Here is a 13,475-nt window from a genome sequence, read left to right on the forward strand (position 1 = left end):
CCACTCCTCTTTTCATCGCCACACGCTACCTGAGAGCTCGCACGCACGGCGGGTTTATCTCCTTGATAACCTACCTGTCGGTGGGTGGAGTGACCATCGGCACCGCCGCGTTGATCATTGTGCTTTCGGTGATGAACGGTTTTGAAACGGAAGTGCGGGCGCGGATTCTCGGCGCGGATGCGCATTTGCGGCTGGAGACGTTCAATCCAGAAGGATTGCCCGCGTGGGACGTGGCGCGCGACATCGTGCGCGAATCGCCTGACGTCACAGGAGTTGCGCCATACGTATTTGAAAAGGGGATGGTGCGCGCGGGGAAACGCTCTGAGGCGGCGGCGTTTCGCGGTGTGGATGAAGCTTCGTTGAGCGAAGTGTCCGATTTGCCGAAGCACATGCGCCGCGGTGAATTGATTCTTAAGCGTGACGGATTGCCCGGCATCGTGTTGGGTCGTTTCCTTGCCGAACGTCTGGGCGTAGCGCCGGGCGATACGGTGGCCGTTTTCTCGCCCGCCGGGGTCACCGGCCCGCTCTCAACCCCGCAGGTCAAGCAGTTCGTGCTCTCCGGCATCTTTCAGACGGGGCTGTTCGAATTCGACGACGTGCTGGCCTATGTGGATCTCGAGACGGCGCAGAAGGTCTTTCTTCGCGGAGACAGAGTCGACGGTCTCGAAATCAAGATCAAGGACATCTTCGCGGCGGATCGTGTGCGCGAAGAGATTGAAGACAAGTTCAACGCGGAGTATTTCGTCCGCACGTGGCAGGAGTTGCGCTCCACCCTCTATTCATGGATGAAGATCGAGAAGTGGATGTGGACGATTATCCTGTCCATTATCATCATCGTGGCGGCGTTCAATATTCTGTCCACGCTGATCATGGTTTCCATGGAAAAGCGCAGGGACATCGGCATACTGAAAGCGATGGGCGCGCGCGACCGCGACATCGCCGCCGTGTTTTCGTTGCAGGGACTGATCGTCGGAGTCAGCGGCGCGGTGCTCGGGACTCTGCTCGGATTCCTCGTGTGTTTCGGACAGCTGCGATATAAATGGGTGTCCCTGCCTTCCGACATCTATTTTCTCGACGCGCTTCCCGTGCAGATGCAGCCGCTCGACTTTGTGATTGTCATCGTGATTGCCATCACTCTCGCCTATCTGGGTTCGCTCTATCCGGCGCGCAAGGCTTCGCAGCTCTCGCCCGTGGAGGCAATTCGTGAAGGCTGAGCTTGAACGGCAGGCCGTTCCCGGGTATGTGATCTTCGTGGTCGCCGCGGCGGCATTGTGTGTAAGAGTTCCCTATCTCGACTATAGTTTCTACGGCGACGAGGGTTTCTCGATCCTGCGCGACAGCAGCAGGTTGATTACGGATACCGAGGACCGCTTTCGACCGCTGTTCTTTGCATTGCTGTATGTGTGGCGGCAAATCGGATTTGAGGGAGAACTTGGCCTGCGGCTGCTTCCTCTGTTCTTTGGGATTCTGCAGGTGCCGTTGGCGTTCCTCGTGGGACGTAAGCTGCGCGACGACCGATTGGGTGTGATTCTGGCTGTGCTGGTTGCCGCGTCGCCGATGCTGATTGAGTTCTCGCAGGAATTGCGAATGTATTCGATGGTCGCGGCGATCGCGCTGACCCAAGCCTACGTGCTGCTGCTCCTGCTCGAGCGCTTTACTTGGCTGCGCTGGGCGGCGTTTGTCCTGATCGCATTAGCCGGAGTCTACACTCACCTGCTTTACTGGCTCTTTCTGGCGGGCACGGCAATCACGTTTCTGCGCGCGTACGGGCGAGTGCCGCTCTGGAAAGGCTGGGGCGCTTTGGCGGTAACGGTGCTCCTTTACTTGCCTAATCTGCCGAATCTGCTGCGGTTTCAGGAGCGCAGAGGCGGTGAGTATATCATGGATTTCGCAAGTTCGCTGCCGAAACTTATCGCGGCGTTCACTGTCGGCTTCAATTATTTCTTTCTGGGTGAACAGGGAGCGGGACGGGCGGTCGGCATCAGGGAATTGGTGATGAACCTGCCTTTAGCGATGATTGCCATCGTCGCAGGGGGCATCGTGTTGTGGAAGTTTGTGTGGCTGCACACGCGCAGCGAAGGTAAAGACGGGCTATGGCTGGGACACGAGCTGTTTACCTTCCCCGTTCTGCTGGCCACGCTGGCCAGTGCAATCACAGGACAGTATTTCCTGCAGCCGAAGTATTTGATCTTCTCGACACCGTTCGCGCTGTTGTTCATCGCGTTGGCCTACGACGACCTGCGCAACCTTCGTGCGCGGCAGGTGTTGACTGCGCTGGGCGGATTGATCGTGGTGATCGCGCTGGTGCATTACTGGCAGCCCGCAAACTACGGACGCAAGGAGAATTGGCGCACGGCGGCGGAGATTCTCTCAACATCGGTCGGCGATTCAACCGCGCTGGTGCTTCTGCCTGGTCACTACAGATTGTTGAACTACTACGCGCCGGGTATCCAGCAGCACTGGACCCAGCTTGACATACGGAACGATGAAGCTGAAACCGCCCGGAAGCTCTCGGAGCTTGCTGCGACGAAGCAATATATCTATTATTTGCGGCACGATGTTGTGCAGAATCTTCAGGACCCACAGGACAAAATTATACAGTATCTTGACCGTTCCGGCAAACAGCGGACGGCCACGCAACTGAATCCACGATTCAAACTTTATCGCTGGGGTTAGATGTTACTTTCACGTCCCACTACCTACGCCATTCGTGCGGTGCTCTGCCTTGCCAGACACAATTCCGATCAGCCGTTGCTCGCGCCATCGATCGCCCAGGCGGAGCAACTGCCCTCATCCTTTCTCTCGAAGCTGCTGCGTTCGCTCTCCGAGGCGGGCATCCTTCAGTCGTCGCGCGGACCGGGCGGCGGCTTCAAGCTGGCGAAGCCGCTCGATCAAATCAGATTGCGGGATATTTCCGTGCTGTTTGACGGCGTGTCGCTGGCGAACGAGTGTCTGCTCGGTTATGGCAAGTGTGAAGATACGACACCTTGCCCCGTGCACAAACTCTGGGGACCGCGCAAACAGCAGGTCGAGGACTTTCTGAATACCACGACGATCGCGGACCTATTGGCGCTCGATACGCGCAGACTGGCTCCGATTCTGGAAGAACCCAAACGCGGCAGGCGACGCATCAAACCGCGACCCGGCGAAGCGTAGAGCTTCACAGAAGTTCGTTGGGGTTGAGATGGATACTAAGCAGGCCGCGCATACGCACGGCCCGCTTCTTTTAGCTGTGTGGCAGTCGCCTATCTGCCGTCGGCAATGAAGAAGAGGTAGTATACATTGGCAACGATAGCGAGCTGTCCGGCCACCGAGGCGATATCGGCGACAAGCTGCCAGCCGGAGCCGTGAACGACGATCGTGTCTTCGGGTTTGAGGTCAGGTATCAACCGCTTTTCACCGGTCTTGGTATACTTGCGCACGTTAACTGTGATAACTTCTTGGGATCCGGTATCCTCGCTGCGCACAACCTTGACGTCCGAGAGTCGCGAGCGCGGGCTTGGTCCGCCGGCCAGCGACATCAGCGAAATCAAATCGGTCTTAGCGGGCACGTAATACTGCCCGGGCCGTCCGACCCGTCCCCAGATATTGACACGGATCAGCAATTCGTTCGACTCGTTCAGATAGTACTTGCTGCCTTCACCCACGCGCCGCACCTGCGGGATCTTGTAGGGAACGGCCCCAACCTCAACACTCGACTGCGCGAGCAGAGGGGCAGTCACACAGACGAGCAGCAGCGCGGAAATAACAGCGCGCACGTAGAAATTGTTAACCAGCCTCATTGGGCCTCCAGTTTCCTCACTCCTGATAGACAAAAGTCGTATAGACAGATGAACCAGCCAGCGCGACATCGTGCGTGTCGGAAGCGGCGAGGCTCACGGCGTTCAGTTGCCAAACATACGTGCAGTCATTCACCATTGGACCCGTAGCACCGCCCGAGCCAAGCCCGACGGAGTTCTGCTGGCCGTAGAGAATCACCTGATGGTCCCAGACGAGCGAATCCCGACCATACCACTGCGAATAGACACGCAGCTTGTAATAGGACAGGAACGTGCTCACACCTCCGATGGGATAACTCCAGCTTAGCCGGTAGTCATCCGCCGCGAATCGTGAAACCGTCAGATTGTACGGGTTCCACATTAACCGGTAATAAACGGAGTCGCTCCAGCCACTTCGATTGCCGGCTGTGTCGTAGGCCAGCACCTGCCACCAATATCCGCGCATCGTTCCCTGATCATTTGGCGCAAGCGCGTTCGACGGATTGCCGAACTGATCAAACCCGCGATCAACCCACGACAGAATTTCCGTGTCCGGAATCTCCACGCCCACTGCAACGTCCGCAACGGTGATGGCATCGTTCGAACCTGTGTGTTCATGCCAGCGCCGGACCCGATAACCGACCACATCCGGCTCCGTATTGCGGTACCATTCGAGCCTCACCCAGTAATTGCTTTCACTCGGAGTCGGCTCTGCGCGGATGCCTGACTGCGGATAGCTGGCGTCATCCGAACGCGGCACCAGCACCGGGTTCTGCGGTGGAATGTTATCAGTGCTCTCTGTGTCATCGCCGCAGCCAACGAACACGGCAAAAACACATACGAGAATTGACAATGTCAGGACTTTCATAGGCAACTCACTTCAGCTTGATGGATAAGCTGACTCGGTGCGTGGTGCCCAGGTCGCGCGCATAGTAGGCGTAATCGGCGGTCACGCGCCACAGAGCGATTCCCGCACCGGCGGACCATTCGTCGTGCCACAGTCCACCGCGCAGAAACAGCACATTTTCGAACGCATACTCGATTCCCGTGTGACGGCGGCGCTCGTAGCGCTTTTCCGTTTCATAAGCCAGCGTCAGGCGGCTGTTGCGGCCCGGCATTTTCTGTTCGAGCGAAATTGAGCTGTAGATATTTCGCGGCACAGCATCCTTCACTCCTTCACCCCAATCCACTTCTGTCCGCGTCGCGTCCTTGACAACGATACCGTAACTAAGCCGTGCCTTCCACGCTTCGTAAACGATCTCATCCATCGGGAAACGCACCTGCGCGCCAGCGTCCACGCCGATTCCCGTGCCGGAAGCCGTACCCAGTTTTTGATTGATGAGCTTGAGATTGACGCCGATCGGCACTTCGACGGGCATGGTGAAGTACGACCAGCCCCAGTCAATATTAAACTGATTGTATTTGGCGAACGTAAAGAAAAGAGCGGATTCGCTGTCCGAAAACAGTCCGCGCGGCGCGGCACCCGTTGCCAGCAGATACTCCTGCACCGAGTTGACGTAAATCGTATCGCCGTTCACAATGACGTAACGCAAGGACGGCGGGCGCGAGAGAATGTCGGCCACAACTTGATCGTAATTGGGATGCTGTTCAATATCCGGCACGCCCAACCGCACATAATTCACGGCAAAGACCGAACCCGTCACGGGCAGCGTGATGCCTGTGGACGAGAAGTTCGCCAATCCATCCCACAAATCCGCGTACATTCCGGTAGCCTGAATGCCGGAAACAAAGCCCATTCCCGCGGGGTTCCAATAAAAGCTCGACCCGTCGTAGGTATGCGAGGCCATCGCTCCGCCCATGGCAATTCCGCGCGCGCCTACACCCAGTTCGAGAAACTCTCCGGCGTATTTCGCGGCAATTGCAGGAAGCGATAGAAGCAGCAATAGTGTGATGCTGACAAAGAATCGTTTCATTTGCGCACCTTTGCCAGCTTGACGATGGTCTCGATCTCTTCCTTGCCTTGCTTGGCGATGATCTTCGCGAAGTAGACACCGTTTGCCACTTCCTCGCCCTTGTCGTCGCGGCCGTCCCATTGCAGCGTCCGGTAGTTGACCGTCGCGCGTTCAATTTCGCGCAATGTGCGGATATGTCGTCCGGACACGGTGTAGATCTTGGCTTCCGTGAATTGATCCGTGACTCCCGTCAACACATAAGCAATGGTTGTGTTTTGCGCAAACGGGTTGGGATAGTTAATCGCCCATTCAAAACCGAAGTCCCGCCGCACGTCAAACTGCGCGTCGTAGGTCGACGTATTGCCGTGATTGTCTGTGGCGATCACCCGCAGCACATGCGTTCCGGGTTCAAGGTCGGGTTCGATCATCGCACTCAGCGTGTTCGCGGTCCACGACTCGTCGTTCCATGTGATCAAACTTGGTGAAATTGTATCACCGTCGAGAATCAAATGAAATGCCGTGTCGTTTCGCATCACGCCAGCCGGATCACGGAAGGTCGTAAAGATCTGTGGACGGCTGGGAACAATGGCTCCCTGCGTGTAGCGCAGGCCGCCGATACTGACTTCGATGGTCGGTCCCTGTGCGTCAAAGACGCGAAACAGAGCCAACTCTCCAAGCGTGGCAACTTCCCCTGACACGCGCAGGTGCCACGTCACCAATGTGTCAAGCGAAGGATTTCCCGGATTCAGTATGCGCGTCGAGTCGGTTGGAATTCGCGTGACCGTCGTATTGCGCGCGCGCACCCACTGTTTGAGCTTCGGGTCTCGCGCATATATCGCATAGTTTGCCGACGGAACCTGACTGCGCAGCGTGTCGCGGCCATCAAGCGATATGGTCACCATCGCGCGGAAACTGTCGGACAGCGAACCGAGCGAATCGTCGAACAACGCCGAAAAGACGCCGTGGGTGCTTTGCGTGAACGGCCTGCGCAGACCCTTACTCGAGAGTTCCGCCTGCTGAGCTTGTGTTAGCAGCACGGGCTGCGAATAACCTATGGCTGCGCTGTCCCGCGGCAGAATTCCCGGGAAAACGCGCACTTCGAGCGTATCATTGCCGGTCACGGACCAGTATTTGTGCGGCCCGACGTTTAACGGTCTGGTCAGGAAGGTTCCCAGCTGCCGCGTGGCCGGATAGTAGCTCGGCATGTTGATTTCGAACGTGCGCGAGTTGTTGCCTTCGCGGGTTTCGCGAATCAGATTGTCCGGATCGATGGTGATGTTGACGTTCCAGAGTCCGGGACGGAATTCCGTGGGAATCCACGCTTCGCGCTCATATTCACCGAACGACAGGTTGGGCAGCAGATGATTCACCGTAAACGAGTCGACGCGCACGGTGATGGTGTTCCCGCCGGACGTGTAGGTTGAATCACGCGTCGCGGTCAAACGAATCGTGACATTGTCCAACTGCGCGGTGCTGCCCGTGCGCTGTACGGAAAACGGCTGATAATAGTAAGGCCGGCGGCCTCCGCGCTGTGCGGGCGACGCCGAAATCACGAACGAGAGATTAAAATCGGGAGAGCGTTCCAGCGGCAGACTGAAATAATCTGATTCGAACTCCGTGCCGCCGACAGGCGTCACAAAGAACTTCACACGATAGGTCGCGCCTTCAAAGTCATACGGGCCGATGTCTCTCACAGTTGTGTATACGCTCGGCGCGGTCTCCACCATACTCATCGTGTCCAGTCTGACTGGCCCCTGCGCCGGAGTGTAGAGTCCACGGAATCTCACGCTCTGAATTGCGTCCAGATGCAGGATAAGCGACTGGACACGGAACGGTTCACCGCTGAACGCGACCGAATCCGGAACGGCTTCGATATCGAGAAACTGCACGGTGGAGAGACTATCGGCAAGATAAATTGGGAATCTGCCGATGGCGTTGCGCCTGAGCGCAGGATTAGTCACATAGACCACCACATTGCCACGCGGAGTGACAAAACGATTCAGCGGTACGGCATCCGATGTACAGATTTGAGTCGTGTAGAACTGCGGGTCTATCTGATTCTGATTGAAGGCCGGACTAAACGTGGTCACCAGCACTGGTGAGCCGAAGTTCGACGGCCGGCGCCGGTCGCCGTTGTAGGGCAGCACATAGGCGTAAGTCACGGTGGACGAATTCTGCTGCCACGGCAGGGTCATGATAACACGCAGGGAGTCCGGATTTCCCAGGCTGTCCCGCGATCTGACGATGTTGGATTCAGCAAAAATGCGCGGCTCGAACTCTTCCTGAGGAATCTGCAGTTTTACACCCGGGTCACCGAGCAGATTCATCATCATCATCATCGAGTAATTCGAACTCCAGCCGAGCGGAGTACTGCTCGCGCTCCACCAGCGCGCTTTGTTCAGCGCGGCGGCTTCGCCCATCGTGTAGCCCGGCTGCTGGAGGAAGAAGTCGTAAAGCCTGCGCTGCATGGATTGCCCGGCGATAGCCCATCCGACTCCTGAAGAACTGTAGAATCCAATCGCGCCGACAATGTCGTTGTTGTTATTGCGCGCAAACAGGAAGGCTTCGCCGAGTACCGAAGCCTGGCTGCGGTCATCGAACGCGCCGACATAGCAGGTGAAGTTCGTGATAAAGGGGAACGACTCGCGGTTGTTCAACAGGCGCACACCGCCGACGTTAATCAGCGAACTTCCCGACCACACACCACCGCCGCCGTGTCCGTTGTAATTTGCTGCCACACAACCGTCGCGCAAGGCGTCCCGCAGCGCAATCGGCCCCTGTCCGGCGGGAATGCTGTCGAGATACACGCGGGTCACATTCACCGTGGTGTTTTCCACCATGGCCTTCACCGCAGGTTCGGAAAACGCGGCGACGAAATCGAGCGGAGGAGGACCGGAGTCGTAGTAGTCCGCAACCATCAGCACGTTGCTCGGGGTGCGGTTCTCAAAGTCCGGGTCGGTCTCGTAGATGAACACCTTTCGGACGTAAGTGCCCAGTTCCTGCGGCGTCCGGCAGGAGATTCGCCCGACGGCGATGTCCGGTATGATGTCCCAGTGCGGTCCCGAGATGCAGCCCATGATATAGTCGGCGGAGGAGACTCCGAAGGCATAGGTCGGAATAGCAAAGGTGGGAATCTGATTTCCCGGAATGTTGTTCTCTCGCTGTTCCAGCACGGCGTCGCCGACCAGACAGAGATGCGTGGGCCGCACACTCCAGTGGTCGTAGGCGTACATCATAAAGTCGCGCAAAGCGTAGGGCGTTATCAGTCCGCCGGAGAACTGTTCATAGACTTCAGACAGCGGAATCGTTAACACAGAGTTGTTGAAGTTGATACGCCGCAGACTGTCCAGCAGCCGCACAGACGTATCGGCATAGAACGGGTCGTAGACGACCATCACATATTCCGCGCCGGGATGATTACGCAAGTCCACTTGCACGGAGTCCGGCACCACCAGAAATGGCTGCGCGATGTAATTTTCGCCGAACACCAGCACATCACGCGGCCCGTCGGACACAAGCGGGAATCTCACTGCCCAGCTTGCGGACTCATCCGCGGGAGTGACGCGGCGCGTTTCCAGATTGGTCAGGCGACTGTGTCCGAGCTTCCAGACTTGAATATTCTGTGACGGGAAGCCGCGAATATCGTACGCGGCCGTGTCTCCGACGTTGCGATTGAAGTCGAAGCGAAATTCGCCGTTGCGCGAGCGCATGTCACGCTCATACTCAACCTCGAACCAGTTGACCAGAATCTTGTCGGCGGTACCGGCAATTTGATTTCCCGGGACGTGAACGGTAATCACGTTGTTGCCGTTCACAAGGTTTGAGGTCAGGATGTTGTTTGTCCCCGCTGTCCGGTCGGTTTCAAAGATAATCGGAGCTTGGCCTCCCCATTGCGGTGCGGGGTCGCTCGCGTGCTGCCGTCCGGCGGTTAAGCCGTTGTCCGACAGGCCGTTCAAGGAGACACGGACGTAATGGTTATACCCCGGAGTCGAGCTGAATCCGGTCAGACAGGCGCGCACAACCACCGGTTCAAAACTGAAGGGAGCGTTGGGATTGGGAAATGGCAGATAGGCTTCGAAATCGCGTGACGAGAGTGCGTCAATGCGCTCGCCCCAGAACCAGTGGTCCTGCAACAGATTATGCGGGCCTTTGCGATAGAGGTCCGCTCCGAGCACGCTCGAGAGCTGGCTCAGTCGGTCAAAATAGCGATCGCGTTCGAAGTGCAGCTTCACACGCACGCTGCGCACCGGCTGGAGATTCCAGACGGACTGCCACGTGCCGTTGACTTCGCCCATGCGCAGCCCGGGCCGCCCGTCGCCCCAAAAGAGCTGATAGCAATTTTCGCTGGAGAACGGGTCCTGCCAGAGCGATGGAATACTTTCTACGTACGTACGCTCATTGCGTTCGCCGAAGAAGTCGATGTGGTCAAACTCATCGAAACGTCCGTCTTCCTGACCTTCGACAACGATAGGAATCTCGCGTCCCTTATTCCAGATATGCAGGTCCCACGGGGTAATCTGGTCAATCGGCACACCCATCGTCCGCAGATACTCCCCGGTCAGCCGGATGATACTGGTTTCGCGGACGTAGATGCGCCAACGATTGACGTTGAAAATCGGGAAGTCGTCATCCAAAGCGAAGCGTTCGCGCTCTTCGCGGACGTCCGGCCGACGAGTGGGCAGGGCAGTATCTGCGAACTTCCCCAGCATTTTCCGCAGAGTGTGGTTCTCATTGTAGCTGTCCGGCAATCGCATTTCGTTATTTGACGAAATAGGCAATGAGACTTGCAGCCTTGCTCTCGTGAGAACCCTGCCAACTCCCGTTAATGTATTGATTTGCACGGGATTGACGTGTAGTGACATGAGCCGATGACCGCGGTAAATCCCGGCCTCTGTGACTTCTGCCACACGTTCAGGACGCGTGCCGGAGACTTTTTCGGTCCGGCGCATCCGTTCCCGCATAGACAAGCCCGCCAGCGGATCAACCTTCGCCCAGAAGGTGTCGGGACTCGACGAGCTGGGGCGTTCATCCACAATGAAGTCCTCAGGCATCGGCAAGCATTCACCGAGATTCAGCGGTTCATACTCCGCTTCCACCAGCGTGACCGTCACCTGACCTGGCAATGCCTCGAAAAGCTCGGCCGCCCTCGGCAGCAACAGCACGCCCGGTTCGTGCACAGGGTCGAGTGTTCCCATTTGCACTTCGGTCACGGCACCGCTTTCCTCGTCCCGTACGAGTTCAACGGGCGGAGCGTTCCACTCCAGCAGAATCCGGTCAGGTCGGATTTCCAGCACATTCAGCCCGGGCTTGACCTTCTGCGCCAAAGATTTGCCTGTAAACCCTGCATTCTTTTGGGCATAGGTGAAGCCCTGCCAGACCAGCACGGCCAAACAGGTTAAGAGTATGATTTGTATTTTCTTAGACTTCACAGATGCCATAGCAAGTGCAATAAACGAGAAATTCGCTAACCACCCCTCCGCTCCATGCATGCCTCAAACAGACCACTCCCGTTGCGGAACACGGCCTGACCAATCGCGAGGTTACATCGAACGGAGAAAAGGTTAGCGAATTTTCGCTGTGGGACTCTCAATATCGATAGACTCACGAGTATAGGTATCTTTTTCCAACATGTCAAGCAGATTTGGTCCCTTAACCGTAGTGTTTATGGGATAATGGGACCCGAACGGGCAGTCAGGGGATGCAGTGCAAATGCCGCACCTCATTTGACCCAGAGCGGGGGTGCGAATCGGCGGCAAATCGGGGCGGTTGCCTTGAAGTCCTGCATAAAATTCGCTATAATTCAAGTTCCGCAAACCTGATTTTTCTCGACTTGGCCATCGGAGGGCCAACCCGGTATGTCTCTGTCCCTGAACTTCAGTTACGCCCATTCTAAAAAGCTTGCCGGTCACGGCATTTCCAATGAGATGCTCAAGCCGACCATTGAGCGCACTTCCAAGGCTCTGGAACACTTGCGCCGTGAGCGCGAGGCGGGTAAGCTCCCGTATCTCGATTTGCCGAACGATACCAAGACCCGCGACGCCTGCAAAGCGATGGCGGCCAAGTTTGAAGGATTTGAGAACTTCTTTTTGTCCGGTATCGGCGGCAGCGCGCTCGGACCGAATGCGATATTCAATGCGCTGGCGCACCCGCTGCATAACCTGCTCTCGCCGGCCAAGCGCAAGGGTCGTCCCCGTTTTTTTGTGCTGGACAATGTGGACCCCGTGCAAACGGATGCATTGCTGTCAGCTTGTAAACCAGAAAAGACGGTCTACAATATCATTTCCAAGAGCGGTGCGACAGCGGAGACCGCCGCAGCCTCTCTGCTGATCATTGATCAGTTGAAAAAGCGTGTGGGCAGCGATTGGAAGAAGAACATCGTCTGCACGACGGATCCGCAAAGCGGGGATTTGCGCAAGCTCTGCAACGATGAAGGACTACAGACCTTGCCGCTGCATCCGGGAGTGGGCGGTCGCTTTTCGGTTTTAACTCCGGTGGGGCTTTTCCCTTCATACGTGCTTGGTTTCGACGTGGAGGCGATGCTGGCCGGAGCGGCGGAGATGCGCGAGCGGTGTCTCGATAGCGACGTGCAGAAGAATCCTGCCGCGCAGATGGCGGCGCTGCTCTATCTGTTCGACAGCACGCAGCACAAAAAGATGCACGTAATGATGGCCTATGCGAACGGGCTTTACGGGCTGGCGGACTGGTTCCGTCAGATTTGGGCGGAATCCCTCGGAAAGGAAACGGACAACGAAGGGCGCGTGGTCAATGTCGGTCCGACGCCATTGAAGGCTCTCGGTGCGACCGACCAACACAGTCAGGTGCAGCTGTATATCGAAGGGCCATACGATAAGGTCTTCCTCTTCCTCGAATGCAAAAAATTCGGCAAGCGGCTCAGACTGCCGGAGCTTTATTCCAATGTTTCGTCGTTGGGCTACTTGGGCGGCCAGACGATGAACAAACTCATCGCCGCGGAATTTGCGGCAACGCGTGAAGCGCTGGCGCAGCGCGGCCGCCCGTCCATCACGCTGACATTCCCCGAAATTGATGCACACGCAGTCGGCGAATTTTTCATGCTGTGGGAAATCGTCACGTCGCTGTCCGGCTCGCTCTATCGTATCAATCCTTACGACCAGCCGGGTGTGGAACTTGGCAAGGTTTTGACTTATGGCCTGATGGGCCGCGCAGGTTTCGAAGACAAGGCCAAGGGGATTAAGGTGTAACCTCGAAGGAGGGACCATGCGCGTCGCACTGCTTGGGCTGATTCTGATTTTCTCCGGTTGCGCGCATACTTTGGTGATTGAGAAGAGCTCGCCGCCGGAACGCTATCTGCAAGCGAATCACTTTCTGCACGACAGGACGGCGACGGTGAAGTTGCGCACGGGGAGCGACCTGCGGGTGACCGATCTGCACATCGGAAGAGATACGACCGTTTTTTCGATTGACGGGCAGACGGACAAAGTGCTGATGATGAACGAGCGGATTCGCGCGATTGCGACGCGCGACCGGGCCAATGCCCTGCGGAACGGTGCGCTCGCGGGAGGAATGGTGGGCAGCGTGGTCGGATTTTTCGTCGGTGCCTTGGTGGCAGCGATCGATCCTCAAGTTCGCTATAGTGAGCCGAGCGGGCTGCACGGCAAAGAAGAGAACGACCTGGCCGTCATCCTCGAAGGCGTGGGCATCGGCGCGGGTGTGGGAGCTTTTTCCGGCGGACTGCTGGGCAGTCAGCTGGCAGGTGTTCGTTGTGTTGAATATCATTTGGACCCGAAGGACCCCCGAAGATGGGAATATTTGCCTCGATAATCAT

General features: G+C 57.1%; 9 protein-coding genes. 5 read left to right on the plus strand and 4 right to left on the minus strand.

Annotation, left to right across the window (positions count from 1 at the left end; all coding sequences use genetic code 11):
- The first annotated feature begins 62 nt into the window (after window positions 1-62).
- Genes KJZ99_05055 through KJZ99_05065 form a run of 3 tightly spaced genes read left to right on the plus strand, consistent with a single transcriptional unit; the run spans window position 63 to window position 3,156 of the window.
- Complete coding sequence (locus KJZ99_05055) at window positions 63-1,214, plus strand: ABC transporter permease (protein ID MCL4305260.1); 1,152 nt, start codon at window positions 63-65, stop codon at window positions 1,212-1,214.
- Window positions 1,204-2,676 (plus strand): hypothetical protein, encoded by a 1,473-nt coding sequence (locus KJZ99_05060; protein MCL4305261.1) that lies wholly within the window; start codon window positions 1,204-1,206, stop codon window positions 2,674-2,676. Before KJZ99_05055 ends, KJZ99_05060 begins: the two co-directional genes overlap by 11 nt.
- Window positions 2,677-3,156 (plus strand): Rrf2 family transcriptional regulator, encoded by a 480-nt coding sequence (locus KJZ99_05065; GenBank protein MCL4305262.1) that lies wholly within the window; start codon window positions 2,677-2,679, stop codon window positions 3,154-3,156.
- Window positions 3,157-3,245: 89 nt separating this feature from the next.
- Here the strand turns inward: KJZ99_05065 and KJZ99_05070 are convergent, their stop codons facing one another.
- The 4 genes from KJZ99_05070 to KJZ99_05085 are packed head-to-tail and all read right to left on the minus strand — an operon-like array spanning window position 3,246 to window position 11,109.
- Window positions 3,246-3,782, minus strand: a complete 537-nt coding sequence (locus KJZ99_05070; GenBank protein ID MCL4305263.1) for an SLBB domain-containing protein — start codon at window positions 3,780-3,782, stop codon at window positions 3,246-3,248.
- Between the two features lie 16 nt (window positions 3,783-3,798).
- Window positions 3,799-4,626, minus strand: coding sequence for a hypothetical protein (locus tag KJZ99_05075; GenBank protein MCL4305264.1), 828 nt, complete (start codon window positions 4,624-4,626; stop codon window positions 3,799-3,801).
- A 7-nt stretch (window positions 4,627-4,633) separates the two neighbouring features.
- Complete coding sequence (locus tag KJZ99_05080) at window positions 4,634-5,692, minus strand: hypothetical protein (GenBank protein ID MCL4305265.1); 1,059 nt, start codon at window positions 5,690-5,692, stop codon at window positions 4,634-4,636.
- Entirely contained in the window at window positions 5,689-11,109 is a 5,421-nt protein-coding gene (locus KJZ99_05085) for a T9SS type A sorting domain-containing protein (protein MCL4305266.1), read from the minus strand. The genes KJZ99_05080 and KJZ99_05085 overlap by 4 nt, the downstream gene beginning before the upstream one ends.
- A gap of 417 nt (window positions 11,110-11,526) precedes the next feature.
- On the opposite strand from KJZ99_05085, the gene KJZ99_05090 reads away from it, so the two are divergent.
- Together KJZ99_05090 and KJZ99_05095 are read left to right on the plus strand one after the other, a co-directional pair.
- Window positions 11,527-12,891: a glucose-6-phosphate isomerase gene (locus tag KJZ99_05090; protein ID MCL4305267.1), complete on the plus strand. Its 1,365-nt coding sequence runs from the start codon at window positions 11,527-11,529 to the stop codon at window positions 12,889-12,891.
- A 16-nt stretch (window positions 12,892-12,907) separates the two neighbouring features.
- The gene (locus KJZ99_05095; protein MCL4305268.1) at window positions 12,908-13,471 is read left to right on the plus strand and encodes a hypothetical protein; all 564 of its coding nucleotides are present in this window, start codon (window positions 12,908-12,910) and stop codon (window positions 13,469-13,471) included.
- Window positions 13,472-13,475: the final 4 nt, after the last annotated feature.

This window comes from bacterium, from assembly GCA_023382385.1.
GTDB lineage: Bacteria > Electryoneota > RPQS01 > RPQS01 > RPQS01 > JABWCQ01.

Excerpts from the sequence above, each read along its gene's own strand:
- KJZ99_05065 (MCL4305262.1), top strand. The coding sequence starts at position 2,677 with ATGTTACTTTCACGTCCCACTACCTACGCCATTCGTGCGGTGCTCTGC.
- KJZ99_05070 (MCL4305263.1), bottom strand. The coding sequence starts at position 3,782 with ATGAGGCTGGTTAACAATTTCTACGTGCGCGCTGTTATTTCCGCGCTG.
- KJZ99_05075 (MCL4305264.1), bottom strand. The coding sequence starts at position 4,626 with ATGAAAGTCCTGACATTGTCAATTCTCGTATGTGTTTTTGCCGTGTTC.
- KJZ99_05080 (MCL4305265.1), bottom strand. The coding sequence starts at position 5,692 with ATGAAACGATTCTTTGTCAGCATCACACTATTGCTGCTTCTATCGCTT.
- KJZ99_05085 (MCL4305266.1), bottom strand. The coding sequence starts at position 11,109 with ATGGCATCTGTGAAGTCTAAGAAAATACAAATCATACTCTTAACCTGT.
- KJZ99_05090 (MCL4305267.1), top strand. The coding sequence starts at position 11,527 with ATGTCTCTGTCCCTGAACTTCAGTTACGCCCATTCTAAAAAGCTTGCC.
- KJZ99_05095 (MCL4305268.1), top strand. The coding sequence starts at position 12,908 with ATGCGCGTCGCACTGCTTGGGCTGATTCTGATTTTCTCCGGTTGCGCG.